The sequence below is a fragment of the Polynucleobacter aenigmaticus genome (assembly GCF_002206635.1).
GTDB classification, from domain to species: Bacteria; Pseudomonadota; Gammaproteobacteria; order Burkholderiales; family Burkholderiaceae; genus Polynucleobacter; species Polynucleobacter aenigmaticus.
Map to the genome: position 1 here is coordinate 92,416 of NZ_NGUO01000013.1, position 17,166 is coordinate 109,581.

At 47.3% G+C, this 17,166-nt stretch carries 13 protein-coding genes and 1 tRNA gene; 6 read left to right on the plus strand and 8 right to left on the minus strand.

Annotated features, from left to right (window positions below):
* Window positions 1–134 precede the first annotated feature (134 nt).
* The 4 genes from CBI30_RS08955 to smc form a co-directional block, all read right to left on the minus strand.
* On the minus strand, window positions 135–1,136 hold the full coding sequence (locus CBI30_RS08955; protein WP_161492289.1) for an alpha/beta fold hydrolase: 1,002 nt from the start codon (window positions 1,134–1,136) through the stop codon (window positions 135–137).
* Between the two features lie 157 nt (window positions 1,137–1,293).
* Entirely contained in the window at window positions 1,294–3,309 is a 2,016-nt protein-coding gene (gene ligA, locus CBI30_RS08960; protein ID WP_088527962.1) for an NAD-dependent DNA ligase LigA, read from the minus strand.
* A gap of 9 nt (window positions 3,310–3,318) precedes the next feature.
* The gene (locus CBI30_RS08965; protein WP_088527963.1) at window positions 3,319–4,371 is read right to left on the minus strand and encodes a cell division protein ZipA C-terminal FtsZ-binding domain-containing protein; all 1,053 of its coding nucleotides are present in this window, start codon (window positions 4,369–4,371) and stop codon (window positions 3,319–3,321) included.
* Between the two features lie 18 nt (window positions 4,372–4,389).
* Window positions 4,390–7,911, minus strand: a complete 3,522-nt coding sequence (gene smc, locus CBI30_RS08970) for a chromosome segregation protein SMC (RefSeq protein ID WP_088527964.1) — start codon at window positions 7,909–7,911, stop codon at window positions 4,390–4,392.
* A 173-nt stretch (window positions 7,912–8,084) separates the two neighbouring features.
* Here smc and dapD point away from each other — a divergent pair, with 173 nt between their 5' ends.
* The 3 genes from dapD to prmB are packed head-to-tail and all read left to right on the plus strand — an operon-like array spanning window position 8,085 to window position 11,009.
* Entirely contained in the window at window positions 8,085–8,912 is an 828-nt protein-coding gene (gene dapD, locus CBI30_RS08975; protein WP_088527965.1) for a 2,3,4,5-tetrahydropyridine-2,6-dicarboxylate N-succinyltransferase, read from the plus strand.
* Between the two features lie 9 nt (window positions 8,913–8,921).
* Complete coding sequence (dapE, locus tag CBI30_RS08980; protein ID WP_088527966.1) at window positions 8,922–10,073, plus strand: succinyl-diaminopimelate desuccinylase; 1,152 nt, start codon at window positions 8,922–8,924, stop codon at window positions 10,071–10,073.
* Between the two features lie 39 nt (window positions 10,074–10,112).
* Entirely contained in the window at window positions 10,113–11,009 is an 897-nt protein-coding gene (prmB, locus tag CBI30_RS08985; protein WP_088527967.1) for a 50S ribosomal protein L3 N(5)-glutamine methyltransferase, read from the plus strand.
* 32 nt (window positions 11,010–11,041) lie between these two features.
* On the opposite strand, the gene radA is transcribed toward prmB, so the two are convergent.
* From radA to CBI30_RS09000, 3 genes are read right to left on the minus strand one after another with little or no spacing between them, the layout of a single operon-like run.
* Entirely contained in the window at window positions 11,042–12,403 is a 1,362-nt protein-coding gene (gene radA / locus CBI30_RS08990) for a DNA repair protein RadA (protein WP_088527968.1), read from the minus strand.
* A gap of 38 nt (window positions 12,404–12,441) precedes the next feature.
* Window positions 12,442–12,951 (minus strand): hypothetical protein, encoded by a 510-nt coding sequence (locus tag CBI30_RS08995; protein ID WP_088527969.1) that lies wholly within the window; start codon window positions 12,949–12,951, stop codon window positions 12,442–12,444.
* Window positions 12,948–14,792 (minus strand): potassium transporter Kup, encoded by a 1,845-nt coding sequence (locus CBI30_RS09000; protein WP_088527975.1) that lies wholly within the window; start codon window positions 14,790–14,792, stop codon window positions 12,948–12,950. Before CBI30_RS09000 ends, CBI30_RS08995 begins: the two co-directional genes overlap by 4 nt.
* A 253-nt stretch (window positions 14,793–15,045) precedes the next feature.
* Here CBI30_RS09000 and CBI30_RS09005 point away from each other — a divergent pair.
* The 3 genes from CBI30_RS09005 (at window position 15,046) to CBI30_RS09015 (ending at window position 16,759) form a co-directional block, all read left to right on the plus strand.
* Window positions 15,046–15,122: transfer RNA gene (locus tag CBI30_RS09005), tRNA-Met, on the plus strand.
* A gap of 246 nt (window positions 15,123–15,368) precedes the next feature.
* Entirely contained in the window at window positions 15,369–16,295 is a 927-nt protein-coding gene (locus tag CBI30_RS09010; RefSeq protein ID WP_240553555.1) for a tripartite tricarboxylate transporter substrate binding protein BugE, read from the plus strand.
* 245 nt (window positions 16,296–16,540) lie between these two features.
* Window positions 16,541–16,759, plus strand: a complete 219-nt coding sequence (locus tag CBI30_RS09015; RefSeq protein WP_088527971.1) for a hypothetical protein — start codon at window positions 16,541–16,543, stop codon at window positions 16,757–16,759.
* Window positions 16,760–16,814: 55 nt separating this feature from the next.
* Here the strand turns inward: CBI30_RS09015 and CBI30_RS09020 are convergent.
* On the minus strand, window positions 16,815–17,166 hold a 352-nt coding region (locus tag CBI30_RS09020; protein ID WP_240553553.1), incomplete at its 5' end, for an RNA-guided endonuclease InsQ/TnpB family protein.

Genomic DNA, 17,166 nt, shown 5'->3' on the forward strand with positions numbered 1-17,166 from the left:
GCCGCCGAGAAGAAGGTGCTTGAAGGTAAGCAAAAAGTGTGCTCCAACATCAGAAAAATATTAGCTGAATTAAAAAATGGCTTATACCGGCTAGAGCGCTTGCCTAAGGACTGAAAAGCCATACCACCCATGGTTCATACGCCCATCTCAGATTGAATGTAACCACAAACTAGCAGATTAAATGGTGCCGGATGACCTGAGCCTGCAACCTCAAACGTACTTAGTTTGGGAATAATGCTTTTAGCCTCCTCAACACGCTGCTGGGTACATATTTTGGATTGCCCTCCGTAGATCAGCCCCACTTTACCCTTGTAACTCTCTAACGCTTCGTGGAAATTCATACCCCAGACATCCGCACGGTAAGAAAGATCAAAATGACCCGCAAGTTGTACATCCGAAATGGCTCTTTCATCAACCTTGAGATCCTCAGCTAGTTGTCGCACCTCTCGAAAACCAAGTTCATTTTTCATGGATTTATATAGCGAGTAGAGAGATGTCCAATTCACAGTCAAGGCAATGTCGTTGAGGATGATTTCGTAAATTTTTTTACCGAATATTTGCGTTAAGTACATCGCCAAGACTCCGCCCATACTGGTTCCCAGTATCGTCAGTTTCGGCTGCACCTTATCACTGGTCAAGATAATTCCACGAATCAACTGGCTAATATCGGAAAGGTATGAGGACATCTTATATACATCAATATCATCGAGATTATCCGACTCACCCCTCCCCGAAAGGTCAATGCTAATGATTTTGCAATTTTGAAATTTCAAAAAATAAGCATGAATAACTAAAAATGTTTTTTTCGTTTCTAGCAGCCCCGGTAAACACAACAAGATATTTTCTGCATCCATATCACCCGATATGGTGTATGCGATCCTTCGTGATTTATCACCATCAGGAATCTCAAAATATCGCGTCTCTGGCGCGGTACTTGACACTCCCTTAACTACTATATTTCTTTTTCTTGGAACGTCATCGGCAGGCACTAAAGTTTGGGGCGATTCCAAGGGCGCAACGTAGTGATCTTCATTACTAGAGGTCAAGCCTACTTGATCGCTCACACCAGAAGACTGGTGTTGCTCGAACAAATCAGCCTTAAGACGGCGTAACAGATCAACAATAATTCTTTTCATTCGGCAATATCTATCCATAATTATGGTGGGCTATAGCCCCACTCTAGTTACTGTACAGGGTCTTAATGACAGAAATAATTAAAATGCACCAGATTGTGAAATGGCTCGATCAAGCGATTTTTGAGAGATTGATACTATTGGGCACTAATAAATACCGTTACTTCAACAACTCCAGGAGGGCAACTTCATCAATGACGGGCACACCCAGCTCTTCTGCCTTAGTAAGCTTACTTCCAGCATCTGCTCCCGCTACGACATAGTCGGTCTTCTTGGAGACCGAGCCAGCGACTTTGGCGCCTGCTTTTTCAAGCAAGTCCTTAGCTTCATCGCGAGTCATCGTTGGGAAAGTGCCTGTGAGCACAAAAGTTTTTCCAGCAACTGCTGCACTGATGATTTTTTCCTCAACGGTGAGCTGCATTCCTGAGGCGAGTAGCTGTTCAATTACTTCTCGGTTATGCGCCTCTTCCATAAAGCTGGTGATAGAGCTGGCAACTACTGGGCCAACATCCTTTACGGTCAGTAAGTTTTCAAGACTGGCATCCATCAATGCATGCATTGATTGGTAATGATTGGCCAGATCTTTTGCAGTGGTTTCACCAACATGACGAATACCTAAAGCAAAGATAAATCTGGCTAAGGTGGTATTTCTGGATTGGTTAATTGCCTGGATCAAGTTATCCGCTGACTTCTCACCCATACGCTCAAGGTTAGCCAATGCAGCAAATCCTAGGCGGTAGAGATCGGCAGGTGTTCTGACTAAATTGTGATCGACCAACTGATCAACAATTTTCTCTCCTAAACCCTCGATGTCCAATGCCCTTCTATGGGCAAAATGAATTAATGCCTGCTTGCGTTGCGCGCCACAAAATAAGCCACCGCTACATCGTGCTATCGCCTCATCCGCTAAACGCTCAATATGAGAATCGCATACGGGACAGCGAATGGGCATGACAAATTCTGTTGCATCTACTGGTCTACGCTCTTTGACTACAGAAACCACTTCCGGGATCACATCTCCAGCCCTTCTAACTGAAACGGTATCGCCAATCCGCACATCCTTGCGCTTGACCTCATCCTCATTATGCAAAGTGGCGTTGGTGACGGTGACGCCACCTACCTCTACTGGTGCCAACCTAGCAACAGGAGTAATAGCGCCAGTGCGACCTACTTGCACATCAATACCGAGCACTGTAGTTAGGGCTTCTTGAGCTGGGAACTTATGCGCCAATGCAAAGCGTGGTGCTCTGGATACAAAGCCCAACTTAACCTGCTCGGAAAATGAGTTCACCTTGTAGACCACGCCATCGATGTCATATGGTAATGAATCTCGTTTTGCGCCAACCTCGTTATAGAAGGCCAAAATCTCATCTACCGATTTGAGAACACGGCGCTCCGCACAAACCGGTAAACCGAGTTTTACGTAGGCATCAAGGAGTTTTTCATGAGTGGCTGGTAGCCAGGATTGCGGGTCTAGGGCGCCCAGACCATAGGCAAAGAAAGACAGTGGCCTCTTAGCGGTGATCTTAGAATCTAGCTGCCTCAAACTGCCGGCGGCAGCATTACGGGGATTTGCAAACTCTTTCTCACCCAGTGCAGCCGCTGTTTCATTCATTTTCTGGAAGTCTTTGAGATACATAAAGACTTCACCACGTACCTCCAATACCGCTGGAATTTTGTCTCCAATCAGCTTTAATGGAATCGCCCGAATGGTTTTGATATTGGCAGTGACATCTTCTCCGCTAGCACCATCACCTCGAGTTGCAGCCCTGACTAAAGAACCATTCTCATAGCGAAGAGAAATTGCTAGGCCATCAAACTTGAGTTCGCCCGCATAATCAACTTGCTCGACATGCAAGCCTTCCCGGCAACGGCGATCAAAGGCAACGAGCTCTGTATCTTCAAAGGCATTATTTAAGGAAAGCATGGGTACAACATGGGTGACAGAATCAAACTCTTTTAATGCGATGCCACCTACCCTTTGCGAAAGAGAATCTGAGGTCACCCACTCAGGATGCGCAACTTCAATCTCAAGCATCTCCCGATACAGTCGGTCATATTCACTATCAGGAACTATTGGGTTATCAAGTGCATAGTAAGCGTGCTCTAAGCGTGCTAACTCGACCTGTAAGAATGCATAGCGATCCGCTAAATTTGTCGGACTAGAGGACAGCAAAGGGATTCCTTAACTAAAGAGTCTGCTAGCAGTAGAAGAGCCAGCTGGAACGCCACCCTTCTCAAGATTGGCATACAAAACATCTAGATGCTGACGAATACTAATCACAGCAGCTTCAGTCAGATTAATGCCGTTGTCGTCAACCAGACGACCATGAGCTGATTGGGCGAGCTCAATACCCTCACCTAGCATCCGCTCAAAAGCACGCTCATCACGAGACACCAAAGGCACCTCAAGCAATAAGGTGAGCTGCTTAACAGGTGCATTGAGGTCAATCTCTGCACTAGTAAAAATAAGGGTGTCATTGCTAAAGAACTCATAAGCGCGGCCATTGCGGGAAAGTCTAAAGCCTCTTTTACGCATCAAAGCATCAAAGTTGGCGCCAGGAGTTGCCTCATCAAATAGCACGTTGATACTGAGTTGAATATCACTTTCTGCAGCCATGACATCCAACTCTTTGGCGCTCTCCAGCATGGTATTAACGCTCGGCATATCAATCTGGGAGCCTAGTGTTTCTGCAAGCGCCTGTGCACGCGAACAAAAATCAGATAGCTCTAAGACACCAATCGGACCACGACGGCTGGCCAACTGAATCGCCAACTGCAACTCAGAATAGGATGCCTCTGGACGTAATGCCTCCCAATCTTCAGCAGCATCAACATCGGCATTTAAGCCTTCACACATCCAGTGCGCAGTTGAGGTGGACGGCTCATCGCCCCATAACTTCATTTCCTCCAGAATTTCAGCGCCGCTGATACCTTCATCAAATCGAAGGGTAATGACGCAGTCGATTCTTGGATCGATAGCAAAACTTTCTGGAGCAGAAACTACAGGGAGATTTATCTCACCAAAAGAAGGCTCAGACCGATCTTCGGCATCTGCAAAGCCTTGACCAAAAGAGGGTTCACGAGCGAAGCGCTCATCAAGCAAATATTCACCAGCAGCTCTTGCCTTACGACGTGCACGAGCGTATTTGAAATTAATAATGACCACTGATATCAAAATCAGCAGGCCAATTACCGCTAAAGCAAACTGCAAGTCAGACAAACCTAATGCTGCCATGATTTGCTCTAGATCCACTTAAGCGGCCTCCACCATAGATACCGCAGAAGAAATATCCACCGCCACAATACGAGAAACACCCTGCTCTTGCATGGTGACACCAATCAGTTGATGAGCGATTTCCATAGTGATCTTGTTATGCGAGATGAAAACAAACTGCGTCTTATTGGACATTTTGGCAACCATCTGCGCATAGCGCAAGGTATTTGCATCATCCAATGGCGCATCGACCTCATCGAGCAAACAGAATGGTGCTGGATTGAGGAGAAACAAGGAGAATACCAAGGCAATCGCAGTCAAGGCCTTTTCACCGCCAGACAATAAGTAGATGGAGCTGTTTTTCTTACCGGGAGGCTGAGCCATAACCTGAACACCAGCATCTAAGATCTCTTCGCCAGTCATCACCAATTCAGCATGACCACCACCAAAGAGCTCAGGAAAGAGCATGCCGAAATGGGTATTGACTTGATCGAAGGTGCCTTGTAACAGATCGCGAGTTTCCGCATCAATTTTGGCAATCGCATCCGTCAACGTCTGCATGGCTTCATTCAAATCAGCAGACTGTGAATCCAAAAACTGCTTGCGCTCACGGGAGCTTGAAAGTTCGCCTAGGGCAGCCATATTGACTGGACCTAAAGACTGAATCTCATTGCCGAGGCGCGTTACTTCAGTTTGCAAAGCGCCTACCTTGAGGTCTGGGCTAAAGTTTGCACCCAGGGCAGTTAAGTCAGCTTCTGCATCAGACAGCAAAGTTGCAAACTGCTCAAAGTTCAAACGGGCAGCTTGTTCGCGCAATTGCAAATCGACAACTTTGTCACGCATTGGCTGAAGACTACGCTCGATCTGCATCCGCACTTCATCAGCTTCACGCAACTGATGCAATAGAGCATCTTGCTCAGTACGCGCATTGGCTAAGGCTGCTTCGCGGGCACTGCGGGCCAGCAATAGCCCTTGTAATTTATCTTGCGCCTCTTCATCGCTCAGAGTTTCTAGCTCTTGTTCTGAAGTGGCCTGCTTGTCCTGAATCTCCATGATCTGAACACGAGCAGTGCTTTGATCGCGCTGTAAATCAGAAATACGTTGCTGCAAAGAGCGAGTTGCAAATGCTGCCTCTTGGGCAGACATTTCAGAAGAGCGCAAAGATTCACGCAGACGATCGCGTTCTTGTGTCGCTAGCTCGAGTTTTTCCTGGGCAACGGCTAAATTCTCTTGCAAGCCTTGCTTAGATTCCTCTGACTGAGTGAGCTCTGCTGAAGATTGCTCTTGAGTTTGGGTCAATTGCTCCATTTGCTGACGCAATTCACTTAACTCACCCTGAATTTGTTCAGCGCGTTGGCTGTACTTTTCTTCAGCTTGAGTTAACTGCATTCTTTCTACCTCAAAACCGTGCACTTCTTGCACTGCTTGTTCGGCATAAATACGGGTTTGTTCTGCAGACTGGTGAGCAGCTTGGTAATTAGCAACACATTGATCAAGCTCTCCCTGCAATTCACTCTGAATTAATTTTTGCGCACGTAATTGCTTCTCGAGACCTTCCATCTCTTGAGCACGCGCCAACATACCTGACTGCTCTGAGTCCGCTGCGTACAACTGAACACCAACACGACTGACTAAGTGGCCCTGTTGGGTAACAAAAGCACCGCCTGCGGGTAATTTTTCACGACGATGCAAAGCATCTTCCAGGCTATTGGCAATGTAGATGTTGTCCAGCCATTCTTGCAATACAGCGGCTACCCGCGGGGCGCCTGCACTTTGAACGCGAGTTAGCAAAGTAGTGAAGTCTGCCGGCACAGTAGTGTGCGCAGGAGAAATATCTTCGGTTAATAAAATTGCTAAACGGCTAGGAGGCGCATCATTAGCCAGAGCTAAAGTTTCTTGAACACTCTTGGCTGTAACGGCTGCCAAACGCTCGCGTAATACAGACTCCAAAGCAGCTTCCCAACCACTCTCCACTTTGAGCTCTTGCCACAGGCGCTTGCTCTCTTTTAAGCCTTTGCTCTCAAGCCACGGGCCAATCTTGCCCTGTGCCTGAACGCTAGCTTGCAAGGCAGTTAAAGCAGTCAGCCTTGCTTCGGTTTGTGCCAACTCTTGATTGGCAGTTTGAACCTGTTGTTGCGCAGTATTACGTGCCTCATCAGCAGCGGGTACACGTTGTTGCGCCTCGCCTGCTTTTTGTCTCGCTTCATCCACTTTGCGTTGTGCCATAGCGTGGCGATCCATCGCCGTTTGCAAGGCTTCAGGGTCCGGTCTGCGCATGCCAGCGAGCTCAGCCTCAAGGCGAGTATCTCGCCCTTTGAGCTCTTCTACTTGTGACAAGATTGCTTTGAGGCGTTCGCCTAAACTGGCTAAGCGCTGGTCAATCGTAGCGAGATTCTCACGAGCATCATTGAGTTCGCGTGCGTGAACTTGGAAAGCCTCTTCGCGAGCTGGCATTTGCTCTTGTAAGCCAGACAAATCCGCTAATAATGTTTGTTCTTTTTCTGCAGCTAAGCTCAGTTCGTACTCAGCAGTTCGCTGTGCTTGAGCAGCATCTGTCTCTTGTACAGTCCAGCGCTGTAATTGCGCTAATAAATCTTGAGATTGCTGCTGTAGGCGCTGACGTGCTTCTTGCACGTAACGAATCTGTGACTCTACTTGACTGACATCGGCATTCGTTTGATACAAATCTCCTTGAGCCTGAGAAACCTTATCTTGCAAAGCGTACTGTTCGGTACGCATGGTTTCGAGCTCGGCTTCAGCATGACGCATTTTTGCAGTCTGCTCTTCTAAGCTCACCTGAGTGTCACGAATGCCATTGGCATGGCGCTCTTGCTCTTTACCGGCCTCGGTCTGACGCACAAACCAGAGTAGTTGTTGCTGAGATTTCATCTCAGTAGACAGTTCAGCATGGCGTTCCGCCACAGTGGCCTGCTTCTCTAAGCGAGTTAACTGTTGATCCAACTCACGCAAAATATCTTCTACGCGAACCAAGTTCTCCTTGGTATCCTCAAGACGTGAGGCAGTTTCTTTGCGACGCTCTTTGTACTTAGAAACACCAGCAGCTTCCTCAAGGAACACGCGCAACTCTTCTGGCTTAGATTCTAAGATGCGGTTGATAGTGCCCTGCCCAATGATGGCGTAACCTCTTGGACCCATACCCGTACCCAAGAAAATATCTTGAATGTCTTTACGACGTACCACTTGATTGTTGACGTAGTAACTGGAGTTGCCATCACGCGTGAGAACACGTTTAATACCTAATTCCGTAAAAGCACTCCACTGACCTTGAGCACGTCCCTCTGAATTATCAAAAATGAGCTCAACGCTGGCACGACCAGAAGGCTTGCGTAGCCCAGAACCGTTAAAAATAACGTCCTGCATGGATTCGCCACGCAATTCACTAGCGCGAGATTCACCTAAAACCCAACGTACGGCGTCAATAATGTTCGACTTTCCGCAGCCGTTAGGGCCCACAACGCCGATCAATTGACCTGGCAATTCAAAATGGGTTGGATCGACGAACGACTTAAAGCCGGAAAGTTTGATGGATTTCAGTTGCACGGAGTACTTTGCAGGGAAAAAAGGGGTTCAAATAAGGGGTAAAAATTATTACTAAAGTGTGAAGATGATAGCAAGCTTAGGGCTTCCCGCACGGGTTTTTGCCCCATCGATATAATGATAAAACTACATCCAGGGCCAAAACCCCTTAACAATCTGATAGTTAACTGAAAAGCATGAGCCAATCACCACAAAGCATCATCGATCAAGCCTGGGAAAACCGCGCAAACCTGTCTCCTGAGGCCGTTTCTGGAGAAATTCGTAACGCGGTGAACGCCGTCCTCGAGGGCCTGAATACCGGCAGCATTCGAGTGGCTGAGCGCCGCAGCGTTGGTAAATGGGAAGTTAATCAATGGGTGAAAAAGGCAGTTTTGCTGTCTTTCCGCCTAGAAGACAACAAACCTATGGGTGCTGGTGGCTATACCCAGTTCTACGACAAAGTGCCGAGCAAGTTTGAAAACTACACTGCAGAAGACTTCGCCAATGGCGGATTCCGCGTAGTTCCCCCCGCTATTGCTCGTCGCGGCTCATTTATTGGCAAAAATGCCGTTTTAATGCCCTCATATGTCAATATTGGCGCTTATGTCGGTGAAGGCACCATGGTCGACACTTGGGCAACCGTAGGCTCTTGTGCCCAAATCGGCAAGAACGTTCACCTTTCTGGTGGCGTAGGTATTGGCGGTGTTTTAGAGCCAATCCAAGCCGGTCCAGTGATTATTGAAGATAACTGCTTTATTGGCGCCCGCTCTGAGGTTGTCGAAGGCGTAGTGATCGAAGAGAATGCCGTGCTCTCAATGGGTGTTTACATTGGTCAAAGCACCAAGATTTATGACCGCGAGACTGGCGAAGTGCATTATGGCCGTGTACCAGCGGGCTCTGTAGTGGTACCAGGCTCCCTGCCCTCCGCTTGTGGCAAGTACAGCCTCTATGCTGCAATTATTGTTAAGAAGGTTGATGCTCAAACTAGAGCAAAGACTGCGATTAACGAACTCTTGCGCGATTAAGTTAAATCTATGAGCGCCACCCTTGAGCTAACTGAAGCCCTCATCGCCTGCCGTTCGGTAACCCCAGCGGATGGCGGCTGTCAGGAGCTCATTGCAAAACGCCTCCAAGCGATTGGCTTTCATACGGAGAGCGTCGTCAGCGGTCCTGAAAGTTTTCAGGTCACCAATCTATGGGCGATCAAAAAAGGGGTAGCTGGGGATCAAGGTGAAGTCTTGATGTTTGCTGGTCATACCGATGTGGTGCCAACAGGCCCCTTGGAAAAATGGACAAGCGACCCATTCGTGCCAACCATTCGTGACGGCATGCTCTATGGTCGTGGTGCTGCGGATATGAAAACCTCTCTTGCAGCCTTTGTCGTTGCTACCGAAGAATTTGTTGTAACTCATCCCAATCACAAAGGCTCTATTGCCTTTTTGATTACCAGCGATGAAGAAGGTCCAGCAAACGATGGCACAGTGATTATGTGCGAGCGCTTGCAAAAACATGCACAACGCTTGGACTACTGCGTGATTGGTGAGCCGACCTCGGTAGACCAATTGGGTGACATGATTAAGAATGGTCGTCGCGGCTCCCTCTCTGGAAAGCTTCACGTTAAAGGCATTCAAGCACACATTGCCTACCCACATCTTGGCAAAAATCCGATTCATATTTCTGCGCCAGCGATTCAGTTGCTAGTAGAAACAGAGTGGGACAAAGGCAATCAATATTTTCAGCCTACGAGTTTTCAGATCTCCAATATCCATGCGGGTACTGGCGCGAATAATGTCATTCCCGGTGAACTCAGCATCGATTTCAACTTCCGCTTCTCCACTGAGAGTAAGCCAGAAGAACTTCGTAGTCGCCTAGAGGGCATCCTTAGTGCCGCAGGCCTCGACTTTGAGATTGATTGGGTTCTGGGTGGTAGTCCGTTTATTACTGGCGATGGGGCTTTGGCTGGTGCCCTGCGCAAAGCCATCAAAGCAGAAACTAAGATCAACACAGAACTTTCTACTACGGGCGGCACAAGCGATGGTCGCTTTATCGCCAAAATCTGCAAAGAGGTGGTGGAGTTTGGCCCACTCAATGCTACGAGCCACAAAATTGATGAGTGCGTCATCGTTGATGATGTCGTACCGCTCAAAAATATCTACCGCAAGACTCTCGAGCAGTTAATTGCCTAACTGCTAAAGCTGTCTATTTAATTTATATTTATAAGCCTCATGGACCCTGCTCCTCAGCAATCTTTTACGCTTGATCAATGTATCGAGCAAATCGCCCAACGACTTGAATCTGCAGACTTGCATTATGGTCATGGTGCTATCGACGCCCAAAGCGAAGCATTGTGGATCGCTAGCAAACAACTCAATCTCAGCCCAACTGATGCGCTTGATCACTTAGAACAGGTGCTTGATGCCGAGCAAATTACTAAGGCATTTGAGGTTACAGAAACCCGCATCTTTACACGCAAACCCCTAGCCTACATTTTGGGTGAGGCTTGGTTAATGGGTGTGCCATTTTTCTCGAGCGAGCAAAGCATTGTTCCGCGCTCCTGGATTGCGGAGTTAATTGTGGATGGCTCACTGGAGTCTTGGTTACCCGCTGATGGCAAAGCACTAGATCTGTGCACTGGCAATGGCTCTCTAGCTATTTTGCTGGCCATGGCTTGCCCCGATATTCATGTGAGCGCTTGCGATATTAGCCTGCCCGCCTTAGCAGTCGCTTCTCGCAATCTTGATCGTCATGGCCTGACTTCCCAGGTTGAGCTTTTTGAGGGCGATCTCTGGGATGCACTACCGGAACCCCATGATGACAATCGCTTTGATCTCATCATCTGTAACCCCCCTTACGTCAATGCCAATTCTATGAATTCCCTGCCAGCTGAATATCATGCAGAGCCTGCTCTCGCATTGGCTGGTGGCGATGATGGCATGGATCTCATCCGCAAGATTATTGCTGGCGCCCGCGACTATTTATCTGAGCGTGGTGCCATTCTGATTGAGATTGGCAATGAGTATGAGAACTTTAAAAGGGCTTTTCCGCAAATTCCCGCGATTTGGATGGAGGTATCCGCTGGCGATGAGCAGGTATTACTCATTCAAGCAGAAGACTTACGCTAAGCAGCTATCTAAAACTTAGATCATCAATTTACTCAGAGTTCTGCTGCTGCCGTAATCGCTTGATCGATTCGCTCTACCGGTATCACTCTTAATCCAGCAATCTTAGTCTTGGGCATATTCGCCTTAGGAATAATTGCTACAGTAAAGCCCAGCTTGGCCGCCTCTTTTAAACGCTCTTGGCCGCGCGGGCATGGACGAATTTCTCCAGCCAAACCCACTTCACCAAATACGATTAACTCTTTTGGCAAAGCCTTATTCCGAATCGAGGATTGAATCGCTAAGAGCACCGCTAAGTCAGCCGCTGGCTCTGAAATCTTCACGCCACCTACGGCATTTAAGAAGACGTCTTGGTCAAAGCACGCTATGCCTGCATGGCGATGCAATACTGCCAAGAGCATGGCTAGACGTGCCTGCTCCAAGCCAACCGCTAAGCGGCGTGGGTTTGGAATATGCGCGGTATCTACCAGAGCCTGAATTTCTACTAACAAGGGGCGACTGCCCTCTTGTGTCACCAGCACACAAGCACCTGGCACCATCTCCGCATGCTGCGATAAGAAAATCGCTGAAGGATTGGCAACGCCACGAAGACCTTTTTCCGTCATGGCAAATACGCCCAACTCATTAACGGCACCGAAACGGTTTTTAATTGAGCGAACTAGGCGAAATGAGGAATGGGTGTCACCTTCAAAGTACAGCACGGTATCAACGATATGCTCGAGTACGCGAGGACCAGCTAAGTGGCCATCTTTAGTCACGTGCCCCACCAAGAGTACACAAATACCACTTGATTTAGCGGCTCTTGTTAATTGGGCCGCACACTCTCGTACTTGCGCCACTGAACCAGGCGCAGAACTCAGCACCTCTGAATACAAAGTCTGAATTGAATCAACCACCAATACCTGTGGCTTCACGGTATCCATGATGGAGAGGAGCTTTTCTAACTGAATCTCTGCCAGCACTTCCAATTGAGGCGCGTCTAGCGCAATGCGTTTTGCTCGCAACGCAATCTGAGCAGCGGACTCTTCTCCACTGCTATAGAGGACATTCATACCAGCTGCACTCATTTCAGCAAGCGCTTGCAGCAATAAGGTGGACTTACCAATACCAGGATCACCGCCTAACAAGACAACACCACCAGGCACCAATCCACCACCCAGAACACGATCAAACTCTTCTACACCGGTACTGAAACGCGGCAGATCTTCTGCACAAATAGCGGATAGCTTTTGACGTGGCAATGATTGTGCCAAACCTTGAAAACGGGCATTCGAACTCACCTCAGGCAAGCCCTCTTCTAAGGTATTCCAGGCCTGACAAGAAGGGCACTGTCCTTGCCACTTGGCAGAGGTTCCGCCACAGGACTGACAGATATAGATTGTTTTAATCTTGGCCAATGTATTACCTAGTAAATTAGTGAAGCAATAAAAATGAATTAATCGAGCTGAGTGCCCGCTTTATTTTCTTGGGCACGCTTAGGCGCATCTTTACGACGTTGCTCAACATCTGCCGCGCGAGTAGCGGCGGCTTTTTGCTTCTCATCAAACTCTTTTTGATTGGCCGTGCGTTCAGCAGCTTTTTCCGCAGAGCCGCGCTCAGCAATCTTTTGGGCATCGCGTTGATCCTTAATGCTGGCACGCAACTTGCGCTGTACTTCATGCAACTCTACCTCTTGCGCACGTATCGGATCAATCTCTTTACGGTATTGAGCACGAGAGTCTTTCAGGCAACTATTAACCCAATACTTTTGATAACACTCGGAGTTCGTTTTATCCCAACGGTATTTAGCCCAATCGCGCTGCAACTCCAATTCTTGCTCAATCTTATCGAGTTGCTCTAACTGAGTCTCTTCGGCAGGAGTAGCGAACACTAAGCTGCTGAAGGAGCAAACCAGCAGAAAAGCACCTAATGAAGCTAGGGAACGTAAAGAAACTGGCCTTCTCAAATCTCGACCTTTGCACCCAATTCAACCAAACGGTTAGCAGGAATCTTAAAGAAGTCGGATTGACGGCCGGCGTTCTGATACATCCAACAAAACAAACGCTCACGCCATAGAGCCATACCAGGAATTGCTGATGGAACAATCGTATCTCGAGATAAGAAGAAGGATGTATTCATCAAATCAAACTTCATGCCAAAGGTCTTCTCAATCAAATCAATGATGGAGCCCATATCTGGCGTTTCTTTAAATCCATAGATGGCACGAATTACGTGAATATTCCCACCAAGATCCTTCATGGTGAGGCGCTCAGCATCATTGACATAAGGCACGTCCCAAATACTGACCTTGAGGAAGAAAACCCTCTCATGCAGAACATGGTTGTGCTTCAGGTTATGCAAAAAAGAAACTGGCAAGTAATCCACATGAGCTGTTAAGAATATAGCGGTGCCTTCAACACGATGAGGTGGATGCTTGAGCAAGGAATCAATAAAACTGCCCAGTTGAATGCCCTCATCCATAGCGCGCTTACGTAAAATCTGGCGGCCACGGAACCAAGTAATCAAACAAGTAAAGCACAGCAATCCAAGTGCTAATGGGTACCAACCACCATCTTTGATCTTAATTAAATTGGCAGTCCAAAAAGCAAAGTCAATAATTAAAAAAGAAATGGTGATGAACGCAACTAATAAAAGATTCATCTTCCATTCGCGGAACATCACGACTGCTAATAGGATGGTTGTGATTAACATGGTTGACGTCACTGAAATTCCATAGGCTGCCGCCAAATTCATGGAGCCTTTAAATGAAATGACTGTTGCCACAACCATAAACAGTAGCGCCCAATTCACAATCGGAATATAGATCTGCCCCTGCTCTGAATCCGAGGTATGCAAGATATTCATGCGAGGCATAAAGCCCAGCAAAATTGCCTGGCTCACTAACGAGTAAGCCCCAGAGATCACAGCCTGAGAGGCAATGACAGTAGCAGCTGTGGCCAAACCCACTGTTGGCCATAAAGCCCAATCAGGCACCATTAAATAAAATGGGTTTTTAATGGCTTCTGGATCTGAAAGCACCAAGGCCCCTTGGCCCAAATAGTTAATTAATAAGCTCGGTAGAACCACAATCAACCACGCATAGCGAACTGGAGACCGACCAAAGTGCCCCATGTCCAAATACAAAGCCTCAACCCCGGTCACTACAAGCACTACTGCCCCCATGACAATATAGGCGGTTGTCGGGTGATCAATCACGAAGTTGATGGCATAAGATGGATTAAAAGCTGCAATGATTTGTGGGGCATCCCCAATATTGATTGCACCCAATAAGGCAAGCACAAGGAACCAAACCAAAGTAATTGGGCCAAATAATTTACCAACGGTTGCAGTGCCGTATTTCTGAATCAGAAACAAGGCCGCCAAAATCACTAAAGAAATCGGGATAATAAATTTATGCATTGCCGGGGCTGCAATTTCAATACCCTCAACCGCTGATAAGACAGAAATTGCAGGCGTGATAACAGATTCACCCAATAACATGCAGGCGCCCAGCATACCCAAAATCATGAAAAAGAAATAACTCTTCGACTTGTTATCAAAGGAGCGCAACGCTAGAGCCATCAAAGAAAGAACGCCACCCTCACCTTTATTATCAGCACGCATTACAAACAAAACATATTTAATGGTGACTACCAGGATAAGCGCCCAGATCATCATGGAAATCACGCCAAAGAGCGCCTCTGGCGAATACGCAATGCCATGATGGGGGTCAAAACACTCTTTTAGAGCATATAAGGGGCTTGTACCGATATCGCCGAAGACGACGCCGATGGCAGCAAGCATCATGACGCCCAAACTTTTCTTGTGCTCTCCCTCGGGTCCGTGGACTTCCACAGGGTTTAGAAGTGTGGAGCTTGAAAATTCTGGATTACTAATTGACATCTCAAAACCTTAAGGTGATGTTGCACGGCAATATGTTACTCCTTATACAGGCTGACTCTGCAGTCTTATTTCCGTTAAAAAACGGCTTTTTTAAGTGGTAAATGCTGGAATTGCTCGACAGGGAGAGCTAAAAAAATGGTAGTATCTAAGACTCAGACGCGGGGTGGAGCAGTCTGGCAGCTCGTCGGGCTCATAACCCGAAGGTCGTAGGTTCAAATCCTGCCCCCGCAACCAAACAGTAGAAGGCTTCTAGGTCAATTGACTCAGAAGCCTTTTTGCTTTTTAGAATTAGCTCGTGACCGATTCATCGCTAAAGTGGGGCATGCCACTCCCCAAATCAGGGAACACATCCATCTTTCGAGGTGCTAGGCTGCACTATTCTAGGTATTAAGATCCTTATCTGACCCCTGTAGATTTGAACTTTTGGAGAATGAGTAAATGACATTAGCAAGCAAACTGATTGCAATCACCTTTGGTGTGATGGCAAGCTTTGGCGTAGTTGCCCAGACCTTTCCTACTAAGCCCATCAAAATTATTGTTCCATTTGCCCCTGGTGGCAGCACCGATATCATTGCGCGCAGTATGGCCGACCCCTTGAGCAAGCAATTAGGCCAACCTGTCATTGTGGAAAACAAAGCTGGCGGCGGTGGCTCTGTTGGCGCACTAGAAGTCATACGAGCCCCAAAAGATGGTTACACCCTAGGAATTGCAACAGTCTCAACCACAGCCTCTAATCCTGCAATCAACGCCAAGATTGGCTACGATCCACTCAAAGATTTCACGGCCATTACGAATATTGCGGCAACACCGAATGTCATTGTGGTGAACCCATCCTTCCCTGCTCGAGACTTCAAAACCTTCATGGAGGTCATTAAGAAGAATCCCGGAAAATATTCTTATGCAAGTTCTGGAACTGGCGGTATTGGTCATATGCAAACAGAGCTCTTTAAGAGTTTGACCGGCACCTTTATCGTGCACATCCCTTACCGTGGCGCAGGCCCTGGCCTGATTGATGTTGTAGCAGGACAAGTGCCCATCATGTTTGATAACTTGCCATCTGCCCTACCCTTTATTAAGGATGGTCGACTGATTCCGATTGTGATCGCAGCACCTAAGAGACTCGCACAACTACCAAACGTTCCGACCTTTGCTGAGGTAGGTTTAGCACCAGCCAACAGAATGGCTTATTACGGCTTACTCGGGCCAGCAGGCCTTCCTAAAGACGTAGTGGATAAGATTTATGCCGCAGCTCAAAAAGCCGCTTTAGATCCTGCTGTGAGAAAGCGTATTGAAGATACTGGCTCGATCATTAACGTTAATGGTCCAGAAGCCTTCTCGAAAGAAATAGCTGCAGAGTACGCAACCTATAAAGACGTAGTAACTAAACAGAAATTAGAGCTTGAGTAATTTCCCGAGTAATTTCTTTAATCATTATCTAAATCAATTGATGGGCCATTTTTTACGAACTAGTAAAAAAATATCCGCACTAAGGCTGTGCACGCGGCAGATGAGATTTTGCCAAAACCCTTAGAATCTCAATAAATTTGCGGGGTCTTCCCGCTCCCAGCCAACTAAATCCAAATTGGTGCAGAGGGCTCACTAAAAAGTGCAATGAAATATTTACTGCTAATTTTTAGTATTTAAGATGCGGTATGCGTATTGAAATTACAAAAGGCTTGGTACTGAGCGCCTACTCAACAAGCAGAGGCCATCTCGCTGAGATCTTGTTTCCAGCGGGAGAGTATTTAGCGACCCTCACCCCAGAAGGTCGAATTGAAATCCTGAACTCCAGTGCCAGTAAGGCCCAGTTTTCATTTTCTCAATTTAGAGAAAAACTCTCGCTTGGGGAATTCATTCTATTGGAGGCTTAGCACTGACTACTCCCCATAGCTAAGACCGTAAAGGTCTTCGCCAACAATCTAAGCGCTAAAGCGCAAGATTATTACGAAAGCAAGGGGGTTCAAATCTCCCTTGATTTAACTGCGAGGCTCCTACTGCTAGCGTATCTAGTCCGATACGGAGAATGTTCTTGCTGGCATTAATGTCTCTATCGTGGATGACTCCACAACAGTCGCAAGCCCATTCTCTTATTCCAAGTCCTGCGATACCTTTCGGCCTCGACGGTGGCTTTTCGCCACACGAAGAACAGGTTTGGGTTGTATTACTCTCATTGACCTCTAAAAAGACAACACCTGCCTCATGGCACTTGTATTCCAACATTGTCTTAAATTGACTCCAGCCTGCATCATGCACAGACTTCGCCATCTTGGTTTTAATG

What these genes read in the sequence shown, in the direction of transcription:
- CBI30_RS08955 (WP_161492289.1), bottom strand. Translation starts at nt 1,136, where the DNA reads ATGAAAAGAATTATTGTTGATCTGTTACGCCGTCTTAAGGCTGATTTG.
- CBI30_RS08965 (WP_088527963.1), bottom strand. Translation starts at nt 4,371, where the DNA reads ATGGCAGCATTAGGTTTGTCTGACTTGCAGTTTGCTTTAGCGGTAATT.
- dapD (WP_088527965.1), top strand. Translation starts at nt 8,085, where the DNA reads ATGAGCCAATCACCACAAAGCATCATCGATCAAGCCTGGGAAAACCGC.
- dapE (WP_088527966.1), top strand. Translation starts at nt 8,922, where the DNA reads ATGAGCGCCACCCTTGAGCTAACTGAAGCCCTCATCGCCTGCCGTTCG.
- prmB (WP_088527967.1), top strand. Translation starts at nt 10,113, where the DNA reads ATGGACCCTGCTCCTCAGCAATCTTTTACGCTTGATCAATGTATCGAG.
- CBI30_RS09000 (WP_088527975.1), bottom strand. Translation starts at nt 14,792, where the DNA reads ATGATGCTTGCTGCCATCGGCGTCGTCTTCGGCGATATCGGTACAAGC.
- CBI30_RS09010 (WP_240553555.1), top strand. Translation starts at nt 15,369, where the DNA reads ATGGCAAGCTTTGGCGTAGTTGCCCAGACCTTTCCTACTAAGCCCATC.
- CBI30_RS09015 (WP_088527971.1), top strand. Translation starts at nt 16,541, where the DNA reads ATGCGTATTGAAATTACAAAAGGCTTGGTACTGAGCGCCTACTCAACA.